A 20493-nucleotide genomic window follows, 5' to 3' on the forward strand; every position below is an offset into this window, starting at 1 on the left:
GGCAGCATGGCGCCGGTGAACCTCCCCGCCGACGACCACGTCCACTCGCGGTTCTCCTGGGACGCCGTCGCGGGTGACCTGGAGGGGACCTGCGCCCGGGCTCTCGAGCTGGGTCTGCCGGCGATCTCGTTCACCGAGCACGTCGACCTCGACGCGTGGTCGGCGCCGGAGGGTGGGTGGACGTGGCCCGCCGGGGTGCGCGGCACCATCGACGAGCACGGTCGGTTCCTCGGTGCGCCCCTCGAGGTCGACGCCTACCTCGCCGCGATCGAGCGCTGCCGCACGCTCTTCCCGCAGTTGCGGATCCGGTCGGGCATCGAGTTGTCCGAGGGGCACCGTCACCCCGCCGCGGTGCGCGACCTGCTGCAGCGGGGGTTCGAGCGGGTGGTGGGGTCCGTGCACTCGCTGCCGGACCTGACCGCTCCCGGGAACCGGACGGAGGTCCGCGGGGCCTACGACCAGCGGGTTCCCCTGGATGTCGTGCGCGGGTACCTGCACGAGGTGGAGGTGATGGCCTCCGGCGACGCGCCCTTCGAGGTGCTCGGGCACATCGACTACGCGGCCCGCGCCTGGCCCCGGTCCGCCGGTCCGCTGCCCTGGGACGTCCTCGAGGAACAGGTCCGTCACACCCTCTCCGTCCTCGCCGCGTCTGGACGGGCGCTGGAGGTGAACACCCGGATGCCGCTCGACCTCCGCGTCGTCCGCTGGTGGCACGACGTGGGGGGTGCGGCAGTCGCGTTCGGCAGCGACGCGCACGACCCGACAGAACTCGCCCGGCGCTTCCCCGAGGTCGCCTCCGCCGTCGCGACGTGCGGGTTCCGCCCGGCCGAGGATCCGACGGCGCTCTGGGGCCGGGGCTGATCAGGACCGCCCGCTCCGCCGGTACCGGGTCAGCAGGAGGACCGCGGTCAGGACCGCGACGGCCCAGACGCTCACCTGCACCCCGAGCGCCTCGGGGTGCAGGCCGCCGCCCGGTGGGCGGAGAACCATCTCCAGCGCGGCCCCGGCCGGGACGACCAGCCGGGCCGACAGACCGAGCCGGTCCGGGCGCCGGAGCTGGGAGCCGACGAGGCCCAGGAGGGGGCAGAGCACCAGGCTGACCGCCCACCAGGACAGGTCCGCCCGCAGCGCCGACACCAGCGGTGCACCGCGGACGACCGCGTCCGTGGCGTCGAAGGCGAACAACGCGCACCCCGCGGCCAGCCACCCGGTCACGGCGCCCAGGACCGGCCGCGCGACGAGGGCACCCACCAGCACCGACAACCCCGCCCAGGCCCACCCCGCGTTCAGCAGGTACCCGCCGAACCTCGCCGCCGGGTGCTCGGCCAGGTTCACGAGCCCCGCGGTGAGGCAGCCGAAACCCACGGCGACGGCGAGGGCGATCGGCAACCTGCGGGTGGGCACCCCTCGACGCTAGGGACGCGGACGACCACCGGTCGGGCCCGGCGCACGATCAGCCGAGCGTCACCGCCAGATCTCCACCAGCTCCGCGAGAGCCGCGGGCGCCTCGGCGAGCACGGAGAGGTGGCTCGCCCCCGGGACGACCCGCAGCGAGGACCCCGGGACGGCGGCGGCCACCCGGACGGCGTGCCCGACCGGGACGACCCGGTCCGCGTCGCCGTGCAGCAGGAACACCGGGACCGGGATCGAGGACAGGTCGAAACCCCACGGACCCGTCCCCGCGAGGTCGTCGTCGACCATCCCGCCCGGCCCGTTCGCGGTGGCCCGCTGCACGACCGGGCCGAACCAGCCCCACGGCCCCTCCAGCGTCTGCCAGTCCGCGGCGGTGAAGTCGATCGCGTCGGGCCCCGGTACGAACGCCTCCCGTGCCGTGCGTCCCGCCACGGCGGCACCCAGGCTCGCCCGCCCCGCGGGACCGATCCCCTCGAACCAGTCGGGGCTCCCGTCGTAGGGCGCCAGACCCGAGATCGACAGGGCCGCGACGACCCGGTCGGGCGCCAGGGCCGCGCAGGCGAGGGCGTGCGCCCCGCCCCCGGAGTGCCCGAGCGTCACGCAGCGCTCGATCCCCAGGTGGTCGAGCACGGCCACCACGTCCGCGGCGACGCTCGCGACGTCGCGCCCCTCCCGGCGCGTCGAACCGCCGTAGCCGGGGCGGTCGACGCCGATCCAGCGGACGCCGGGGGTCAGCAGCGGTGCCGGTGGTTCACCGGTGTTCGGGGTCCCGCCGTGCCACAGCACGACCGGTCCGCGGGTGGCCGGGTCGTGGGCCGCGCCCGTGTCGTGGGCGTGCAGGACGCGCCCGTCGGGAAGGTCGAGATCGAACTCCGTCGTCGTCACGAGCCGAACCTAGCGAAGCGGACCCGCCCCCTCGCGGGAATTCCGCCGCCGGGGTCGGCTCAGCGACCGACGTCGCCGAAGAGCGGGGCCAGCGTCGCCCGGGCGCCGTCGAGGTCGAGGCCCCGCCCCTCGGCCCACGCGTCGGAGTAGTACGTGTCCAGGTAGCGGTTCCCGTCGTCGCAGATGAGCGTGACGACCGACCCGGGCCGCCCGTCCCGGCGCATCCGGTCGACGAGGCGCAGCGCCGTGGAGAGGTTCGTCCCCGTGGAGGCACCGGCACGGATCCCGGTGCGCTCGAACAACATCCGCATCGCGGCGACGGACTCGGCGTCGGGGACGGTGAAGACCTCGTCGATCACCGAGGGCACGAACGAGGGTTCGACCCGGGGGCGCCCGATCCCCTCGATCCGCGAACCCGGACCGGTCACGGTGCGCGATCCGGTGCGCCAGGCCTCGGCGAACACGGAACCCTCCGGGTCGGCCACGGCCAGGCGGGTCGCGTGCTGCTGGTAGCGGCAGTAGCGCCCGATCGTCGCGCTCGTCCCACCGGTCCCGGCGCCGACCACGATCCACTCCGGTTCCGGGTGGGGTTCCATCGCCATCTGCTCGAAGATCGAGCAGGCGATGTTGTTGTTCCCGCGCCAGTCCGTGACCGTCGAGGCCGTGGAGAACTGGTCGAAGTAGTACCAGCCCTCCCGCGAGCCCAGGTCCTCCGCGGCCGCGTAGACCTCGCCCGGGTGGTCGACCAGGTGCAACCGTCCGCCGTAGCGGGTGATGAGGTCGAGCTTCACCGCCGCGGTCTGGCGGGGGACCACCGCGACGAACTCCAGTCCGAGCATCCGGGCGAAGTAGGCCTCGGACACGGCCGTGGACCCGCTCGAGGCCTCGACGAGGGTGGTGTCGGGACCGATGGCGCCGTTGGCCAGGCCGAAGAGGAACAGCGAGCGGGCCAGGCGGTGCTTCAGCGAACCGGTCGGGTGGACGGACTCGTCCTTGAGGTAGAGCTGGACCCCCCAGCTCGCCGGCAGCGGGAACACCCGCAGGTGCGTGTCGGCGCTGCGGTTGGCGTCCGCCTCGACCGTGCGCACGGCGCGGTGCACCCAGTCGCGCGGTTCCTCGGGCGCCGGCTCCGGGCCGGCCCCCTGCGGTGGGCTGAGCGGGCGGTCCACGGTGGTTTCCTCCGACGGGGTGGGCGGGCTGTCCTACCGTCGGATCATGGCACCTCCGCACGACCCGCCCCACCGACCACCGGCGTCCCTGACCGCGCCGGCCGTCGTCCTGCTGCTCGCCGCCGGCGTCCCGACGACCCTGCTGCTCCTCGACGCCGGCCGGTCGCTGCAGGTCGACGCCGCCGCGGAGGCGTTGCGACACCAGATGGACCTCACGTCCTCGGCGACCTCCTTCGGGCAACGCTGGGGTGCGGCCGTGTCCGGGATCGCCGCCGCCCCCGCCCTGGTGGCCGCGACCGTCGCCCTGCTCGTGCTCACCGCGCTCGTCCTGGCCGCTCCCGCCCTGCGGCGCCGGGCGGTGCCGACACCGGTGCGGGTGGCCGGCGGCGTCGTCGCGGTGGTCCTCGCCGTGGTCGGTGCCCTCACCGCGGTGGTGACCGTGACGGACCTCTGGACCGACCCCTTCCCGGGGCACTCCGACGGCGGGTTCAGCCTGTCCGCCGCCGTCCAGCAGGCCCCCGTGCTCGGCCCGCTCGTCTTCACGACCCTCGTCGCCGCGACCGCGGCGACGGTGCTGGCCCGTCCGGCGCGGTCGTGAACGGCGCTCGCGGCTGGGTGCTCGTGCTGGCGTCGGCGCTTCCGACGCTCCTCGTCCTCGCGACCGCGGCGGCGGTCCTCGCCGGGGGTCTCGACGCGGAGGCCGTCGCGGCCTACCCGGGGCTCACGGAGGCCCCCGGTCTCGGCGACCACCTCCGCTCGGTCGCGTGGCTGGACCCTGCGCTGCCGTTGCTCTGCACCGCCCTCGGCTCGTGCGCTGCGGCGGCGTCTCCCGGGGGGCGGTCCTCGGGGTGGCGACGGTGCGCGGGCGTGGTGGCCCTGGTGGCCGCCCTCGTCGGCGTCGCGCTGGCCGGGCTCGCGGCGTGGGCCTGGTACGCCCCGCCCACCGCGTTCCAGCGCGAGCAGAGCGCGCAACCCACCGAGGGCGCGGTGATCTTCGTCTCGAGCCTGCAGGGCGGTCCCTGGCCCGACGTGGCCGCGGTGCTGGTGCCCGCGGTGCTCGCGGTCCTGGCTGCCACGGTCCTGCTGCGACCGGTGCCGCAGCGGGACCGGGCGTTCGCGTGACGGCGCCCCGGGTGACGCCGGACACGACCGAGCGCTACCGCCGCATCCATCGCCGTCGCCGTCAGGCGGAGGGTCGTCCCGGCTCGTCCTCGAGCCAGACCGTGGTGTCCGCGGGAACCAGGTCGCTCCCGAGTTCACCGCTGCACAGCACGACCCGCCCGGCGGGCAACGGCACCGGGTCGGGGCCGAAGTTCGTCAGGCACGTCCAGCCGCCGGGTCGGGTGAACTGCACGACTCCCTCGGGGGTCCCCTCCACCCACGACAGTTCCTCGACGGTCTGGAGTCGACGCCGCACCGCGAGCGCCGTCCGGTAGAACTCCAACGTCGATCCCGGGGTGCCGTCCTGGCGGTCGGCGGCGACGTCGGCGAACCACGACGGCTGGGGGAGGTGCGAACCACCCGGCCCGAACCCGTGCGAGGGACCGTCGGCGCTCCAGGGCAGCGGGACCCGGCACCCGTCGCGTCCCTTCTCGGTGCCGCCCGAGCGCAGCCACGTCGGGTCCTGCAGGTCGGCCCGCGGCAGGTCCGAGACCTCCGGCAGTCCGAGTTCCTCCCCCTGGTAGAGGTAGGCGCTGCCGGGGAGGGCGAGGACGAAGGCCGTGGCCGCCCGGGCGCGGCGCAGACCGCCGGCGACGTCGGGTTCGGGGTCGTGGCCGTCGCTGAGCAGCCACGCCTTCTCGTCGGTGCCGGGCGGCAGGGCGAACCGGCTGGCGTGGCGGACGACGTCGTGGTTGGAGAGCACCCAGGTCGAGGAGCTCTCGGCGTCCCGGGCGAAGCGGAGGTTCTCCTCGACCACGGTGCGGTAGGTCGCCGCGTCGAAGCGGGCCAGGAGCAGGTCGAAGTTGAACGCCTGACCGAGGCCGAGCGGGGAGGCGTAGCGGGCGCGGCGGTGGGCGGGGACCCAGGCCTCGGCGACCGCGGTGCGCGGCGGGTCGTAGGAGTCGAACACCTCGCGCCAGGCGGCGTAGACCTCGTGCACCTCGTCGCGGTCGAAGTAGGGGTGCGCTCCGTCGGGCAGGTCGGCGGCACGCAGTTCCTCGGCGCTCGGCAACGTGGCCGGGAGGTGCTTGGTGAGGGCGTTGGCGACGTCGATCCGGAACCCGTCGACCCCGCGGTCGGCCCAGAACCGCAGGGTCTCGAGGTGGTCCGCACGCACGTCGGGGTGGTCCCAGTTCCAGTCCGGTTGTTCGGGGGCGAAGAGGTGCAGGTACCAGTCGCCGTCGCCGACGGGTTCCCAGGCCGGACCGCCGAACACCGAGGTCCAGTCGCTCGGGGGTCGTTCCCCGTCGGCGCCGAGGCCACGCCGGAACACGTAGCGCTCCCGTTCGGGGGAACCCGGACCGGCCGCGAGCGCAGCCTGGAACCACCGGTGCCGGTCGGAGGAGTGGTTGGGCACGATGTCGACGACGAGCCGGATCCCGGCCGCGTGGAGCGCGGTGACGAGGTCGTCGAACTGCGCCAGGGTGCCGATGCGCGGGTCGACGGCGCGGTGGTCGTCGACGTCGTAGCCGCCGTCGGCGAGTGCGGAGGGGTAGAAGGGGGAGAGCCAGACGGCGTCGACCCCGAGCCGGCGCAGGTGCGGGACGTGGGCGGTGATGCCGGGGAGGTCGCCGATGCCGTCGCCGTCGCTGTCGGCGAAGCTGCGCGGGTAGACCTGGTAGACGACGGCCTGCCGCCACCAGGTGGCGTCGGTCGCGGGGGCGGTGGGTCGTTCTTCCAGCAGGTGGGACACACGGTCTCCAGTGACGGTGAGTATTTGATGTGGGGCCTAAATCTAAGCCGTGGCTAAAGTGTGCCCAGCGTCGAGGGGAGGGGTCAAGGGGTGATGACGACGGGTTCCACCGCCGGGTCGGTGACCCGCCGCCTGCGCGACGACAACGCGCGCGCCGTGCTCCTGCACGTCTGGGACCTGCCCCCCGGCGCCGCCGTCACGGGCAGCGACCTCATCGCCGTGACGGGACTCTCCCGGGCGACGGTCCACGACGTGTGCGACGAGCTCATCGACCGCGGCTGGCTGCGGGAACTGGAGAACGAGCGCTCCACCGGGACCTACGTCAAGGGGCGCCCGGCCCGTCGCTACGGGTTCGACGCCCGCGCCGGGGCGGTCGTCGGCATCGACGCGGGGGAGCACCGGATCTCGGTGCGGGTCACCGACCTGCGGGATGTCCCGCTGGCGACGGTCGAACGGGTCGTCGACCAGGCCGCCGGCCGGACCCCGGTCGCGCACCGGATCGCCGCCCTCGAGGCGGTCCTCCGGGAGGCGTGCGCGGCGGCGGGCTCCCCCCGGGTGCTGGCCGTCTCGGTCGGGGTCCCGGCTCCGGTGGGGGTCGACGGACGGACGCTCGGCACGGACAACCCCTTCTGGGCGTTCACCAACCCCGACCTCGCCGGCGTCCTCGGCGACCGGTTCGGCTGGCCCGTCCTCGTCGAGAACGACGCGAACCTCGCGGCGCTGGCCGAGGGCTGGTGCGGGGCCGGAGCCGGTCTGGCGCACCAGGTCACGGTGCTCGCCGGGGAACGCATCGGGGCCGGCGTCGTCGACGACGGGCGGCTGCTGCGCGGGGTGCGCGGTGGGGTGGGGGAGATGCGCTACCTCGACATCGTCGAGGGGGTCGGGTCCTCGGCGGGTCTCGGCAAGGTGCTGCGCGACCTCGGCGGGACGGAGGAGGCCGCCGACGTCCTGGCGGCCGCACGGGCCGGTGGGCTCGTCGCGACCGCGCAGGTCGAGATCGCCGGACTGCGCCTGACGCGGATCGTCGTCACGCTCGTGAGCCTGTTCGACCCCGAACGGGTGATCCTGGCCGGCGGTGCCGCCTCACCGGCGCTCGTGGAGGTCGTGAACCGGGAACTGCCCTCGTTCCTCGACCTGCCGCGCCCCCTCGTGGTCGCCTCGACGCTGGGTCGCGACGTCGTCGTCCTGGGTGCGTTGCGGCGCGCCCTGGACCACGTGCGCGGCGAGGCCCTCTCGCTGCGCCTCGACTAGGGCGTGTCTGCTGGGTCGGTGGAACCAGCGCCGGACGATCGCGGCCGATACGGCCCCTCCGCGGGGGCTGGCGGCGAGTCGCTCGTGCTCCGGACCTGCCGCCCCACCGCATCGGCAGGATCGTCACCAGGGCCTGCGCCGTCGGATCGACCGGGTGAGAACTCCGGTCCAGTCCGGGCCGGGGTGGTCTGGACCCATCGCACGGGGTGTCCGCTCCGAAGAACCACCGTGATGACACCCCGAGGACACCTGGACCGAGCGAGTGCCACGGCGTCCAGGGTGTTGATGGCTCACAGTCTCCTGGTGCTGCGGCTGAGCATGGGAGTCGTGTTCCTCGGTTTCGGCGTCCTGAAGTTCTTTCCCGGAACCAGCCCGGCGCAAGACCTCGCGGTGACGACCACCCGCATGCTGACCTTCGGACTGGTCCCCGACCACCTCGCACTGATCGGCGTCGCCTCGCTGGAGACGGTCATCGGTGCGTGCCTGCTGCTCGGCGGGAGGTTCCTGCCCGCGGCCCTCCTCCTCCTGGTTCCCCAGCTGGCGGGGATCCTCTCCCCGATCGTCCTGCTGCCGCACCGCCTCTTCGCCGGTCCCCACCACGCCCCGACGTTGGAGGGGCAGTACGTCCTCAAGGACGTCATCCTCCTCGGCGCTGCCCTGGTCATCGCCGCAGCCTTCCTCGGTCAGAGGCGGACGAGCCGGCCGCTGCCTGCCCGCGAGAAACTGGCCATCGTCCTGGCCGGGATCCGTGAGGAGTGCCCGCTGGAGGAGCTGTGCGCGGAGCACGGGATCAGTGAGAGCGACTACCGCTCCTGGAAGGACGAGGTCCTCACCGCAGCCGACGCCATCCGTTCCGCCCAAGCGGTGGCCCTGCGCGGCTGACGGCGTTTCAGCGGGGAACGCGGCGCACGCACGGTCGGTCGCGTGAGCCGTCACGGACGAGGCTCACCACCGCAGCAGCCGGTGGCGAGCACCTGCCGGGCGTCACCGGCTGCGGTCCTGCTGGAAGGAGTGCTCGGGGCCGGGGAACGAACCGCCCCGGACCTCGGCGGCGTAGGCGCGTGCCCCGTCGAGCAGCGCGGTGCGGACGTCGGCGAACTTCTTCACGAACGACGCGGTGCGCTCCGTCAGGCCCGCGAAGTCCTGCCAGACCAGGACCTGACCGTCGGTGCCGCTGCCGGCCCCGATGCCCACCGTCGGGACGGCCAGGGTCTTCGTGACCTGCTCCGCGACGTCGGCCGGGACCATCTCCATGAGCACCGCGAAGGCGCCCGCCTCGGCCAGCGCGCGGGCGTCGGTGAGGACCCGGTCGCCCGCCTCGCCGCGACCCTGGACCCGGTACCCGCCGAGGGCGTGCTCGGACTGGGGGGTGAACCCGATGTGCGCCATCACCGGGATGCCGGCGTCGACGACGGCCCGGACGCGGCCGGCGCGCTGCGCGCCGCCCTCGAACTTCACCGCGTGCGCGCCGCCCTCCTTCATCATCCGCACCGCGGAGGTCACCGCGAGCTCGTCCGAGGCCTCGTAGGAGCCGAACGGGAGATCGGCCACGACGAAGGCGTGCGGGGCGCCCGCGACGACGGCCCGCACCAGCGGCAGCAACTGCTCGATGGTCACCGGGATCGTCGTCGCCATCCCGTACACGGTGTTGGCAGCGGAGTCGCCCACGAGCAGCGCCGGGATCCCCGCCTCGTCGAAGACCGCGGCGGTCATCGCGTCGTAGCTGGTCAGCATCGACCACTTCTCGCCCGCGTCCTTCCACTGCTGGAAGTGGTGGATGCGGGTCCGGCGCCTTTTCGCGGGCGCCTCGGTGGCGTAGGCCATGTCAGTTCCGTCCCAACGGCGAGTCCGTCTTGACCTCGACCGGCGGCGTCAGCGTCGCCGACGCCGCCGGTTCGCGCCAGCGGTTGGTGATGGGCAGGCGCCGGTCACGCCCGAACGCCTTGTAGGAGATCTTCGGTCCGGGCGCGAACTGGCGCCGCTTCCACTCCGCGCGGTCGACGAGGGTGACGACGGAGTCCACGACCGTGGGGTCGAAACCCGCCTCGAGCATGTCCGCGCGGCCCATGTCACCCTCGACGTAGTCCTCGAGGATCGCGTCGAGGACCTCGTAGGGCGGCAACGAGTCCTGGTCGGTCTGGTCCGGGCGCAATTCCGCCGACGGGGGTTTGGTGATGGTGTTCTCGGGGATCGGCGGCTGCTCGCCCCGCGAGGCCGCGTCGGCGTTGCGCCAGTTCGACAGGTCCCACACCAGCGTCTTGGGGACGTCCTTCAACGGCGCGTAGCCACCCACGGAGTCGCCGTACAGCGTCGAGTACCCCACGGCGAGCTCGCTCTTGTTGCTCGTCGCCAGGGTCAGGTGACCCTCCTGGTTCGCGAGTCCCATGATCGTCGTCCCGCGCACCCGGGCCTGCAGGTTCTCCTCCGCGACCCCCTGCAGCGGAACGGTTTGGAGGAAGGCGTCGACCATCGGGGCGATCGGGTACTGCCGGTACTCGAAGCCGCAGCGGTTCGCGAGGTCCTCGGCGTCGTCCTTGGAGTGCTGGCTGGAGTACCCCGACGGCAACGAGATCCCGACGACGTTCTCCGGACCGATCGCGTCGCAGGCCAGGCTGGCGACGAGCGCGGAGTCGATGCCCCCGGAGACCGCGATCACGACGGAACGGAAACCGTTCTTGCGCACGTAGTCGCGCAGACCCAGCACCAGCGCCGCGTGCACGTCGGCCACGTCGGGCAGTGGCTCCAGGACCGGGGAGACGGTGGGCTGGTAGGCCGGGACGAGGTCCGCGCTGATCGTCGCGCGCTGGATGTTCTCCTCCCAGCCCGGCGTCTTCACCCCCTCGGGGACCTCGAGGTCCACGACGACGAGTTCCTCGCGGAACTGCGGGCCGCGGGCCAGGACGGTGCCCTCGGGCGCCACGACGAGGGAGTCGCCGTCGAAGACGAGTTCGTCCTGACCGCCGACGGCGTTGACGTAGGCGATGGGGCAGCCGGCCTCGGCCGCGCGCCGCGCGACGAGTTCCAGGCGGACGTCGTCCTTGTTGCGTTCGTAGGGCGAGGCGTTGATGACCGCGAGCAGCCCCGCCCCGGCGTCACCGGCCATCTGCACCGGTCCGCCGTCCTGCCAGAGGTCCTCGCAGATCGCGATGGCCACGTCGACGCCCTTGACCCGGACCACGAGGAGGTCGTCACCCGGGACGAAGATGCGGTACTCGTCGAAGACGCCGTAGTTGGGCAGGTGGTGCTTCGCGTAGCGCGCCACGACGCGCCCGCCGTGCAGCACGGCCGCGCAGTTCTGCGGCAGCCCCTTCGGCCGTCCCGCCGTCGCCGGCCGGGTGTCCTCCCCGGCCCGGTCGACGTAGCCGACCACGACCGTCACGTCGCCGTGACCGTCGTCGGCGAGCTCGCGCGCCAACCGCTTCACGGCCTGCTTCGAGGCGTCCACGAAGGACGTGCGCAGCGCGAGGTCCTCCACCGGGTACCCCGTGACGGCGGTCTCGGGGAACAGCACCAGGTGCGCCCCTTCCTGCGCCGCCCGCCGCGTCCACGCGCGGATGGCCGCGACGTTGCCGTCGAGGTCACCGACCGTCGTGTCGATCTGGGCCATGGCCACCCGCAGCTGAGGCATGGGGTCAGCGTAGTGAGCGTGGCGAGGGGCGGTTGCCCAGGTGCACGGGTGGCTCACCACCCGCCCCGTCGCACCCATCGGTGTCACCACCCTCGTGAGGCGTGGAGTGAGGTGTCGGTGCGACGGATCGGCTGCCCTGGCGCCCACTTCGTCGCACCGACACCTCACTCCACGAGGTCGGCCCGGGCGTCACCACGGTGTCCACAGGGCGCCCCGCCGCCGAGTCGTCCACAGCGTGCGCCGCAGCGGCGGGACGACGGGCGCAACCACGTGCACCCTCCGCACGTGTCCTGGATCCCCGACTCCCTGCGCCCCGTCCTGCACGAGCAGCACGGCCTGCTCACCCGACGACAGCTCTACGACGCGGGGGTGAGCACGCACCAGATCCGCTGGGCCCTCGGACGTGAGTGGCGGCTCGTGCACGGCAGCGTCGTCGCGACGACCACGGGCCGGCTCGATCCGGCGCAGCGGCTCGTCGCGGCGCAGCTCTTCGCCGGACCGGGCGCGCAGATCGGCTCCACCACCGCGGCCCGCTACTTCGGACTCACCTCGGTGCCGGAGGACGGGGTGCGACGCCTGTTCGTGCCCTGGGGGGCGAAGAGTCGCGAACGTCCCGGGGTGTCGGTCCGTCGGACGCGACGACCCGATCCCCACGAGTGGTCCAGGGGCCCGCTGGCCTTCACCTCACCACCGCGCACCGTCGTCGACGCGGCCCGTCAGCTGCGCGGTGACGCCGTCCGGGCCGTGGTGTTCGAGGCGGTGCAGCGGCGGTTCGTGACGGTGGACCACCTCGCGTCGGAGGTGGAGGCGGGGGCCGTCCGGGGGAGCGCCGCCGTCCGGGCCGCCGTCCAGGAGGTCTCCGGCGGCGCCTGGTCCATCCCCGAGAGCGAACTCGCGGACCTGCTCGCCTCGAGCTCGGTCCTCCCCACGGTCCTGCTCAACCCGGTCCTCACCACGGTGACGGGGGAGACGCTCCCTAGCCCGGACGGGTTCGTGGACGAGGTGGGCCTGGCGCTGCAGGTGCACTCCCGCAGCCACCACTTCGCCGAGGAGGACTGGGAGTGGACGCTGCGCAGCGACACCGCCCTCGGGACGGCGGGCGTGCCGGTGATGGCGTTCTCGCCGCGCACCCTGCGGAGCGACGGCCGCCGGGTGCTGCGGGCGGTCGAGCGCGCCTACCTCGCCCTGCGCCGGGCGACGCGCCCCGCCGTGGTGGCGCGTCCGCGGCTGGCCGTCTGAGGAGGCCGGGTCGTGGAGTGAGGCGTGGGTGTCCCGAACCAGGCCTTCTGGCGACCACTTCGGCACACCCACACCTCACTCCACGCGTCCGCGCGTGGTGACACCGGTGGGTGCGGCCCGTGGTGACCCTCGTGGGTGCGACAGGCGGGCGCGGCGGGGTGTGCGTCCCCCCGGGGGCGGGGGTGCGCGATGATGAGGCCGGGGCCGGCGACGACCGCCGACGGCCCGGCGAGGGAAGCGACGGAAAGGGTGCCATGGACCGCCAGCAGGAGTTCGTGCTGCGGACGCTGGAGGAGCGGGACATCCGCTTCGTCCGGCTCTGGTTCACCGACGTCATCGGGACGTTGAAGTCGGTGGCGATCGCACCCGCCGAGCTCGAAGGAGCCTTCGGCGAGGGGATCGGGTTCGACGGTTCCGCGATCGAGGGACTCTCGCGGGTGTCGGAGTCCGACATGCTGCTCAAGCCCGAGCCGTCGACGTTCCAGGTGCTGCCCTGGCGCGCCAGCGACGAGCACCAGGGCACGGCCCGCATCTTCTGCGACATCCTCACCCCGGACGGGCAGCCGGCGCGCTCGGACCCGCGGTTCGTGCTCAAGCGCGCCCTCGACCGCGCGGCGCAGCAGGGCTACACCTTCTACACCCACCCCGAGATCGAGTTCTACCTCTTCAAGACCCCCCTGGAACGCGGGGCGGTGCCCGAACCCGTCGACTACGTCGGCTACTTCGACAACCACCCGGGCAGCACCACCACCGACTTCCGCCGCACGGCGATCTCGACGTTGGAGAGCATGGGCATCTCCGTCGAGTTCAGCCACCACGAGGGCGGCCCGGGGCAGAACGAGATCGACCTGCGCTACGCCGACGCCCTCACCACGGCCGACAACATCATGACCTTCCGCACCGTCCTCAAGGAGGTCGCGGGAGACCAGGGCGTGTACGCCAGCTTCATGCCCAAACCCCTCGCCGGGGAACCGGGTTCGGGCATGCACACCCACCTGTCCCTCTTCGACGGCGACGCCAACGCCTTCTACGAGGCCGGTGCGGAGTACCAGCTCTCCCGCACCGGACGGCAGTTCATCGCCGGCATCCTCCGCCACGCGGCCGAGATCACCGCCGTGACGAACCAGTTCGTCAACTCCTACAAGCGGCTCTGGTCCGGGGGTGAGGCCCCCAGCTACGTCTGCTGGGGCCACAACAACCGCTCCGCGCTCGTCCGGGTACCGATGTACAAACCCTCCAAGGGCCAGTCGGTGCGCATCGAGTACCGCGCGCTGGACTCCGCGGCCAACCCCTACCTCGCCTTCGCGCTGCTGCTCACCGCCGGGCTCAAGGGCATCGAGGAGGGCTACGACCTGCCCGACGGCGCCGAGGACGACGTCTGGTCCCTCACCGACGCCGAACGCCGCTCGATGGGCATCGAACCGCTCCCGCAGAGCCTCGAGCACGCCATCGCCGTCATGGAGAAGTCCGAACTCGTCGCCGAGGCCCTCGGTGAAGGGGTGTTCGACTACTTCCTGCGCAACAAGCGCCAGGAGTGGGCCGACTACCGCTCGCAGGTGACCCCCTTCGAGCTCAAGCGGTACCTGCCCCTGCTGTGAGCACCACACCGGGCGGCACGCGCGGACGCCGCTCCTCCGCCACCGCGCAACTGGTCCGGGCCGGGTTCGCCGACCCGGACCGGGCCGCACGGCTGCTGCGCGACCCGGCGCTGCGGGGCGTCGTCCGCGACGTGGACGACGTGGCCGCCGACGGCGAGTTCACCGACTCCACCGGCGAGCTCGTCCGTTCGCTGGCCCGCACGGCCGACCCGGACCAGGCCCTGCTCGGCCTGGTCCGGTGGGCCGAGTCCCTCACCGCCGGGTTCGACCGCAGCTCCGCCTCCCACGAGGTCGAGGGGATCGCCGCCGCGCTGAACCTCCTGCGGGGCGACCACGTGCCCGAGGTCGTCGGGACCCGCGCCCGCCTCCTCGCCGTCCTCGGCGGCTCGATGGCGCTGGGCGACCACCTGGTGCGCCACCCCCGGCACTGGACGGTCCTCGCCGCCGCGACCCCGCCCGACGCCGGGGAACTGCGCGCCGAACTGCTCGCCGCCGTCGGTGCGAACGCCGACGACCCGGACCCGGTCGCCACGGCGGGCCGTTCCGGACGGACCCCCACGGACGCGCTGCGGGTCGCCTACCGCCGCCGTCTCCTCGGCCTCGCCGGACGCGACCTCGCCTCCGCCGACCCGCTCACCGTCCTGCCCGTCACCTCCGCCGAACTCGCCGACCTCGCGGCGGCGGCCCTCGAGGCGGCGCTCGCGATCGCCCGTGCGGAACTGCCCGACCACGACCCGGGCGAGGAACCCGGGTCCTGGCGCGCCTGCCGCCTGGCCGTCCTGGGGATGGGCAAGACCGGCGGGCGGGAACTGAACTACCTCTCCGACGTCGACGTCGTCTACGTGGCCGAGCCCGCTCCGGGGGCCGCCGAGGACGACGCGCTCGCCGTCGGCGCGAAACTCGCCGTCGCGCTGCAACGCATCTGCTCCGAACCCACCGGCGAGGGATCGCTGTGGGAGGTCGACGCGGCGTTGCGCCCGGAGGGGAAGTCCGGGTCGCTGGTCCGCACCCTGGACAGCCACGTCGAGTACTACCGCCGGTGGGCCAAGACGTGGGAGTTCCAGGCCCTGCTCAAGGCCCGGCCCGTCGCCGGGGACCTCGACCTGGGCTGGGCCTACATCTCCGCGATCGCGCCGATGGTCTGGAGCGCCAGCGAACGCGAGGGTTTCGTCGCCGACGTGCAGTCGATGCGGCGCCGCGTCGAGGCGCTCATCCCCTCCAAGGAGGCCGACCGGCAGCTGAAGCTCGGTGCCGGTGGTCTGCGCGACGTCGAGTTCAGCATCCAGCTGCTGCAGATGGTCCACGGTCGCAGCGACGAACGCCTGCGCCGCAGCGCGAACACCCTCGAGGCCCTCGACTCCCTCGCCGCCTACGGCTACGTCGGACGCCACGACGCCGGTGAGCTCGACCGCGACTACCGGCTGCTGCGGTCGCTGGAGCACCGCATCCAGGTGCACCGGTTGCGGCGCACCCACGTCATGCCCACGGGGGAGGCGGACCTCCGACGGCTGGGACGCTCCCTGGGCCTGCGCCCCGACCCGGTGAAGGCGCTCGACGAGGTGTGGCGCGGAACCCGGCGCGACGTCCGCCGCCTGCACGAGAAGCTGTTCTACCGGCCGTTGCTGACGGCCGTCGCGAAACTGCCCGCCGCCGACGCCCGCATCGACGCGCAGCTCAGCCCGCAGGCCGCCCGCGAACGCCTCGCCGCCCTCGGCTACCGCGACCCGGCCGTGGCGCTGCGCCACCTCGAGGCGCTGACCTCCGGGGTGAGCCGGCGCGCGAGCATCCAGCGCACCCTGCTGCCCGTCATGCTCGGCTGGTTCGCCGACGGCGCGGACCCCGACGCCGGGTTGCTCGCCTTCCGGCAGGTGTCCGAGGCGCTCGCCGGGACCCAGTGGTACCTGACCATGCTGCGCGACGCGGGCGCCGCCGCGGAACGTCTGGCGTACGTGCTCTCCGCGGCCCGCTTGCCGGTGGAACTGCTGCTGCGTTCCCCGGAGGCGGTCGCGGTGTTCGCGGGGGAGGACCGGCTCGCGGCCGAGGACGTCTCCGAGGTCATCGCCGACGCGGAGGCCGCCGCCCGTCGCCGCGAGGACGTCGGCGCCGCCGTCCTCGCCGCCCGCGGGGTCCGCCGCCGGGAGCAGTTCCGCACCGTCGTGGCCGACCTCGTCGGGGTCCGCGACCTCGCGGGCGTCGGGCAGGCGCTGAGCGACGCCGACCAGGCCGTCCTCGAGGTGGCGCTCGGGTTGAGCGTGCGGGCGGTGGAACGCCGGCGCGGTGAGCCGCTGCCGACGAAGGTCGTCGTCGTCGGGATGGGCCGTCTCGGCGCGGGGGAGACCGGCTACGGCAGCGACGCGGACGTGCTGTTCGTGCACGACCCCCTGCCCGGTGCGGACGAGACGAAGGCCCAGCAGGCCGCCACCGAGGTCGTGGGGGAACTGCGCCGGGCGCTCGGGGCGCCTGGCCCGGAACCCGCCCTCGAGGTCGACGCCGACCTGCGCCCGGAAGGCCGCAACGGCCCCCTCGTGCGGTCGTTGTCGAGCTACCGCGCCTACTACGAACGCTGGTCCCTGTCCTGGGAGGCGCAAGCGTTGCTGCGTGCGCGTCCCGTCGCCGGCGACGCCGACCTCGGCGAGGCGTTCCTCGAGCTCATCGACCCGCTGCGCTGGCCCGCAGGGGGTCTGGCCGAGGCCGACGTGCGTGAGGTCCGGCGGATCAAGGCCCGCGTCGAGGCGGAACGCCTGCCCCGCGGGGCGGACCCGTCGCGGCACCTGAAACTGGGCCGCGGGGGGATCTCCGACGTCGAGTGGACCGCGCAACTGCTGCAGCTGCAGCACGCCGGGGAGCACGAGGGGCTGCGGACGACGTCGACGCCCCGGGCGTTGCGGGCCGCCGTCCAGGCCGGTCTCCTCGCCGCCGGGGACGCCGACGTGCTGCTCACCGCCTGGGACCTCGCGTCCCGCGCGCGCAACGCCGTCGCCCTGTGGCGGGGGAAGTCCGGGGACTCCCTGCCCACCCAGGCCCGCGACCTCGACGGCGTCGCCCGCATGTTCGGGTTCGAGCCCGGCAGTTCACGGGAGTTCGAAGAGCTGTACCTGCGGACGACCCGTCGCTGCCGCGCCGTCGTCGAACGCGTCTTCTACGGCCGCGAGGAGTCCTGACTCAGGGACGCAGGAGGGGCACGACGTCGGCACTGAACTGGGTCAGGAACCGCGACTGGTCCTGGCCGGGGGCGTGGAAGACGAGGTGGGTGAACCCGGCGTCGACGTAGCCCTGCACGGCGGCGGCGACCTCGGCGGGATCGGAGGAGACGATCCAGCGCTTGGCGACCTGCTCGATGGGCAGTTCGTCGGCGAGGCGGGCCATCTCGATCGGGTCGTGGACGGAGGCCTTCTGCTCCTGCGTCAAGGACAACGGAGCCCAGAACCGGGTGTTCTCCAGCGCCCGGGCGGGGTCCTCGTCGAAGGACAGCTTGATCTCGATGGTCCGGTCGATCTGCTCCTCGGTGCGACCCGAGGCCTCCAGACCCTCCTTCAGCGCGGGCAGGAGGGTCTCGGAGTAGAGGTCCATGCCCTTGCCGGAGGTGCAGATGTAGCCGTCACCCGCGCGGCCGGCGTACTTCGTGACGCCGGGGCCGCCGCCGGCGATGTAGATCGGGACGGGCTGCTCGGGACGGTCGTAGACCGTCGCGTCGCGCAAGGTGTAGTAGTCGCCCTCGAAGGTGACGCGTTCCTCGCTCCAGAGCTTCTTGATGAGACGGACGGCCTCGCGCATCCGGGCGAAGCGTTCCTTGATCTCGGGGAAGTCCGCGCCCACGGCGGTCTCGTTGAGGGCCTCACCCGTGCCGATGCCGAGGATCGCGCGGCCCGGGGCGAGGCAGCCCAGCGTCGCGAAGGCCTGGGCGATGACGGCCGGGTTGTAGCGCAGCGTCGGGGTCAGGACGCTGGTGCCGAGCTGGACGCGCGACGTCTTCGCCGCGACCCACGGCAGCCAGACGAGGGCGGCGGGGGCGTGGCCGTCGACGTGGCGCCACGGCTGGAAGTGGTCGGAGATCCACACCGAGTCCAGCCCCTGCTCCTCGGCCTGGACGGCGAAGTCGGCGAGCTCGCCGGGCGCGAACTGCTCCGCGGACGCCTTGTACCCCAGCTTCAAGGGTTGACCGTGCGTGTCCACCGTCTGGCTCACCGTGTTCCCACCTCTCGTCGTCCCGGACGACACCTCCGCGCGTCCGTGCGGACCCAACCTAATCCGCCCCCGGGGCGACGCCCGTCCGGGTGGTGATCCGCGTGAACGCCCGCCGCGGGCGCTCCGGCGGCGACAGGTCCCACCGCCCGTCTCCGGGCCCCCGCAGCCGACACCCCGGGACGTTCCGTGATCCGTACCGAGCCCTGTGATCCCGGTCCTCCCACCCGACCGGTTTCCCTGAGGACGAACGCCCCCGACGGGCCTCCACCGCCGACCACGACGCGAGCCTCGCCTCGGAACTCGCCGGGGAACTCGCCCGGGTCGACGCCGAGTTCGTCGAGGCCGTGCGCAGCTCCACGGCACGGTCGGAGGGCACACCGCCCCCCGCGCAGTGAGCGGGGACGGGGCCCAGGTCTTCCGTCGCGACGGCAAGTGCGGTAGAAGATCATCGAGCGCAACCGTTTCCGAGTGGAGGACCGTGCACCCCGACGTCGAGATCGTGGAGTTCACCCCGACCCCCGAGCAGTACGCCTGGACGTTCGGCGGGGTCGCGCCGGTGATGACCGTGCGTCCCGGGACGGCCCTGCGGTTGTGGAGCGACGACGCCTTCTGCGGGAGGCTGCGTTCCGTCGCGGACCTGCCCGGCGCCTCGCTGCAGATGCCGTTCGTCAACCCGCAGACCGGGCCGTTCTTCGTCGAGGGCGCCGAACCGGGAGACACCCTGGTCCTGCACCTGGCCGAACTGACGCCGGCCCGGACCTGGGGCGCCTCGGCGCTCATCCCGTTCTTCGGGGGTCTCACCGGCACCGACCGCACGGCCACCCTGCAGCCCGCGCTGCCCGAGCGGACCTGGATCTACCAGCTCGACTCCGCGGCCGGCACCGTCGCGTTCGAGGCCTCCGCGGGGGACTTCCGCGTCGCGCTGCCGCTCGAACCCATGCTCGGCACCATCGGGGTGGCCCCGGCGGCCGGGGAGGTCCGTTCGTCGCTGGTCCCGGACTCCTTCGGCGGCAACATGGACACCCCCGAGGCCAAGGCCGGCACGACGGTCTACCTGCGGGTCAACGTCCCCGGGGCGCTGTTCTCCCTGGGCGACGGGCACTACCGCCAGGGCGAGGGCGAGTCCTGCGGAACGGCCGTGGAGGGCGCGATGAACTCGCTCGTCCTGGTCGACCTCGTCAAGGGTTCCGCCGGTTTTCCCGCCCCGGCCTGGCCGCGGATGGAGTCCGACACCCACTGGACGGTCGTGGGTTCCTCCCGCCCGCTCGAGGACGCCTGGCGCATCGGCCAGGTCGAGGCGGTCGGCTGGCTCGAGGAGCTCTACGGACTGGAGACCCTCGACGCCTACCAGTTGCTCTCCCAGATCAGCGAGGTCCCGCTGGCCAACGCCGTCGACGTGAACTACAGCGTGCCGACGAAGCTCCCGAAACGCCTGCTGCCCACGCCGAAGCCCGCCTACGACGGCGCCCACGACCGGTTGCGCGCCCTCGCGCGCGGCTGAGAGGAGAACTGGTGGACCTGCAGCTGGACGGTGCCCGCGTCCTGGTGACCGGCGGGACGAAGGGGATCGGCGCGGCCATCGTCGCGGAGTTCCTGGCCGAGGGGGCCGACGTCGCGATGTGCGCGCGGACGGCCGACGACGTCGAGGCGGCCGTCGCGGCCGCGGGCGGACCGGGGACCCTGCGCGGTGCCGTCGTGGACGTCGCCCACCGGGACGAGGTGTTCGCCTGGGTGGACGACGTCGTCGCCGAACTCGGCGGGATCGACGCCGTCGTCGCGAACGTCAGCGCCATCGCCGCGGCCAACGACCAGGAGTCCTGGCGGTTGTCGCTCGACGTCGACCTCATGGGCACCGTCGCCCTGGTGGACGCCTCCCTGCCGCACCTGCGCCGCGGGGGCGGAGGGTCCATCGTGACGATCGGCAGCGTCTCCGGCCGCGAGGTCGACGCCTTCGCCGGCCCCTACGGGACGGTCAAGGCCGCCCTCGTCGCCTACACCCAGGGTCTCGCCCACCAGTTCGCCGCGGAGGGGGTGCGGGCGAACACCGTCTCACCGGGCAACACCTACTTCGAGGGTGGGGTGTGGCAGCTGACCGAACGCAACGACCCGCAGTTCTTCGCCGAGGCCCTGGCCCTGAACCCCACCGGCCGGATGGCGACCCCCGAGGAGATCGCCCGGCCGGTGGTGTTCCTGTCCAGCCCCGCGGCCAGCTTCGTCACCGGGACCAACCTCGTGGTGGACGGTGCCCTCACCCGCGGCGTGCAGTTGTAG

The 20493-nt window shown here is 73.4% G+C and carries 17 protein-coding genes; 10 read left to right on the forward strand and 7 right to left on the reverse strand.

Translation table 11 applies throughout. The annotated features are described in order from the left end of the window. Positions 1-15 precede the first annotated feature (15 nt). Positions 16-861, forward strand: coding sequence for a PHP domain-containing protein (locus OG218_RS23170; protein ID WP_328295574.1), 846 nt, complete (start codon positions 16-18; stop codon positions 859-861). Here OG218_RS23170 and OG218_RS23175 read toward each other — a convergent pair whose 3' ends face one another. From OG218_RS23175 to OG218_RS23185, 3 genes are read right to left on the reverse strand one after another with little or no spacing between them, the layout of a single operon-like run. After that, positions 862-1404 (reverse strand): hypothetical protein, encoded by a 543-nt coding sequence (locus OG218_RS23175; protein WP_328295575.1) that lies wholly within the window; start codon positions 1402-1404, stop codon positions 862-864. Positions 1405-1464: 60 nt separating this feature from the next. Continuing rightward, the gene (locus OG218_RS23180) at positions 1465-2298 is read right to left on the reverse strand and encodes an alpha/beta fold hydrolase (protein ID WP_328295576.1); all 834 of its coding nucleotides are present in this window, start codon (positions 2296-2298) and stop codon (positions 1465-1467) included. Positions 2299-2357: 59 nt separating this feature from the next. Further along, positions 2358-3467, reverse strand: a complete 1110-nt coding sequence (locus tag OG218_RS23185; RefSeq protein ID WP_328295577.1) for a PLP-dependent cysteine synthase family protein — start codon at positions 3465-3467, stop codon at positions 2358-2360. Positions 3468-3513: 46 nt separating this feature from the next. On the opposite strand from OG218_RS23185, the gene OG218_RS23190 reads away from it, so the two are divergent. Beyond that, entirely contained in the window at positions 3514-4065 is a 552-nt protein-coding gene (locus OG218_RS23190; protein WP_328295578.1) for a hypothetical protein, read from the forward strand. Then, positions 4062-4589 carry a hypothetical protein gene (locus OG218_RS23195; RefSeq protein WP_328295579.1) on the forward strand — a complete coding sequence of 176 codons (528 nt, stop codon included), beginning with the start codon at positions 4062-4064 and terminating at the stop codon, positions 4587-4589. Before OG218_RS23190 ends, OG218_RS23195 begins: the two co-directional genes overlap by 4 nt. A gap of 61 nt (positions 4590-4650) precedes the next feature. On the opposite strand, the gene OG218_RS23200 is transcribed toward OG218_RS23195, so the two are convergent. Continuing rightward, positions 4651-6321 carry a glycoside hydrolase family 13 protein gene (locus OG218_RS23200; RefSeq protein WP_328295580.1) on the reverse strand — a complete coding sequence of 557 codons (1671 nt, stop codon included), beginning with the start codon at positions 6319-6321 and terminating at the stop codon, positions 4651-4653. Between the two features lie 93 nt (positions 6322-6414). On the opposite strand from OG218_RS23200, the gene OG218_RS23205 reads away from it, so the two are divergent. Then, positions 6415-7572, forward strand: a complete 1158-nt coding sequence (locus OG218_RS23205; protein ID WP_328295581.1) for an ROK family protein — start codon at positions 6415-6417, stop codon at positions 7570-7572. 285 nt (positions 7573-7857) lie between these two features. Then, on the forward strand, positions 7858-8454 hold the full coding sequence (locus tag OG218_RS23210) for a DoxX family protein (RefSeq protein ID WP_328295582.1): 597 nt from the start codon (positions 7858-7860) through the stop codon (positions 8452-8454). Positions 8455-8556: 102 nt separating this feature from the next. Here OG218_RS23210 and panB read toward each other — a convergent pair whose 3' ends face one another. Continuing rightward, a complete protein-coding gene (panB, locus tag OG218_RS23215; RefSeq protein WP_328295583.1) occupies positions 8557-9396 on the reverse strand; it encodes a 3-methyl-2-oxobutanoate hydroxymethyltransferase in 840 nt (279 codons plus the stop codon). A 1-nt stretch (position 9397) separates the two neighbouring features. After that, complete coding sequence (locus OG218_RS23220) at positions 9398-11200, reverse strand: NAD+ synthase (protein ID WP_328295584.1); 1803 nt, start codon at positions 11198-11200, stop codon at positions 9398-9400. 285 nt (positions 11201-11485) lie between these two features. On the opposite strand from OG218_RS23220, the gene OG218_RS23225 reads away from it, so the two are divergent. The 3 genes from OG218_RS23225 (at position 11486) to OG218_RS23235 (ending at position 17198) form a co-directional block, all read left to right on the forward strand. Beyond that, positions 11486-12439, forward strand: a complete 954-nt coding sequence (locus OG218_RS23225; RefSeq protein WP_328295585.1) for a hypothetical protein — start codon at positions 11486-11488, stop codon at positions 12437-12439. Positions 12440-12693: 254 nt separating this feature from the next. Beyond that, positions 12694-14037 carry a glutamine synthetase family protein gene (locus OG218_RS23230; protein WP_328295586.1) on the forward strand — a complete coding sequence of 448 codons (1344 nt, stop codon included), beginning with the start codon at positions 12694-12696 and terminating at the stop codon, positions 14035-14037. After that, positions 14034-17198: a bifunctional [glutamine synthetase] adenylyltransferase/[glutamine synthetase]-adenylyl-L-tyrosine phosphorylase gene (locus OG218_RS23235; protein WP_328295587.1), complete on the forward strand. Its 3165-nt coding sequence runs from the start codon at positions 14034-14036 to the stop codon at positions 17196-17198. The genes OG218_RS23230 and OG218_RS23235 overlap by 4 nt, the downstream gene beginning before the upstream one ends. 1 nt (position 17199) lies before the next feature. Here OG218_RS23235 and fgd read toward each other — a convergent pair whose 3' ends face one another. Next, a complete protein-coding gene (fgd, locus tag OG218_RS23240; RefSeq protein WP_328295588.1) occupies positions 17200-18222 on the reverse strand; it encodes a glucose-6-phosphate dehydrogenase (coenzyme-F420) in 1023 nt (340 codons plus the stop codon). A gap of 478 nt (positions 18223-18700) precedes the next feature. Here fgd and OG218_RS23245 point away from each other — a divergent pair, with 478 nt between their 5' ends. Then, entirely contained in the window at positions 18701-19723 is a 1023-nt protein-coding gene (locus tag OG218_RS23245) for an acetamidase/formamidase family protein (RefSeq protein ID WP_328295589.1), read from the forward strand. An 11-nt stretch (positions 19724-19734) separates the two neighbouring features. Further along, entirely contained in the window at positions 19735-20493 is a 759-nt protein-coding gene (locus OG218_RS23250; RefSeq protein WP_328295590.1) for an SDR family NAD(P)-dependent oxidoreductase, read from the forward strand.

The organism is Kineococcus sp. NBC_00420 (genome assembly GCF_036021035.1).
Classification (GTDB): domain Bacteria; phylum Actinomycetota; class Actinomycetes; order Actinomycetales; family Kineococcaceae; genus Kineococcus.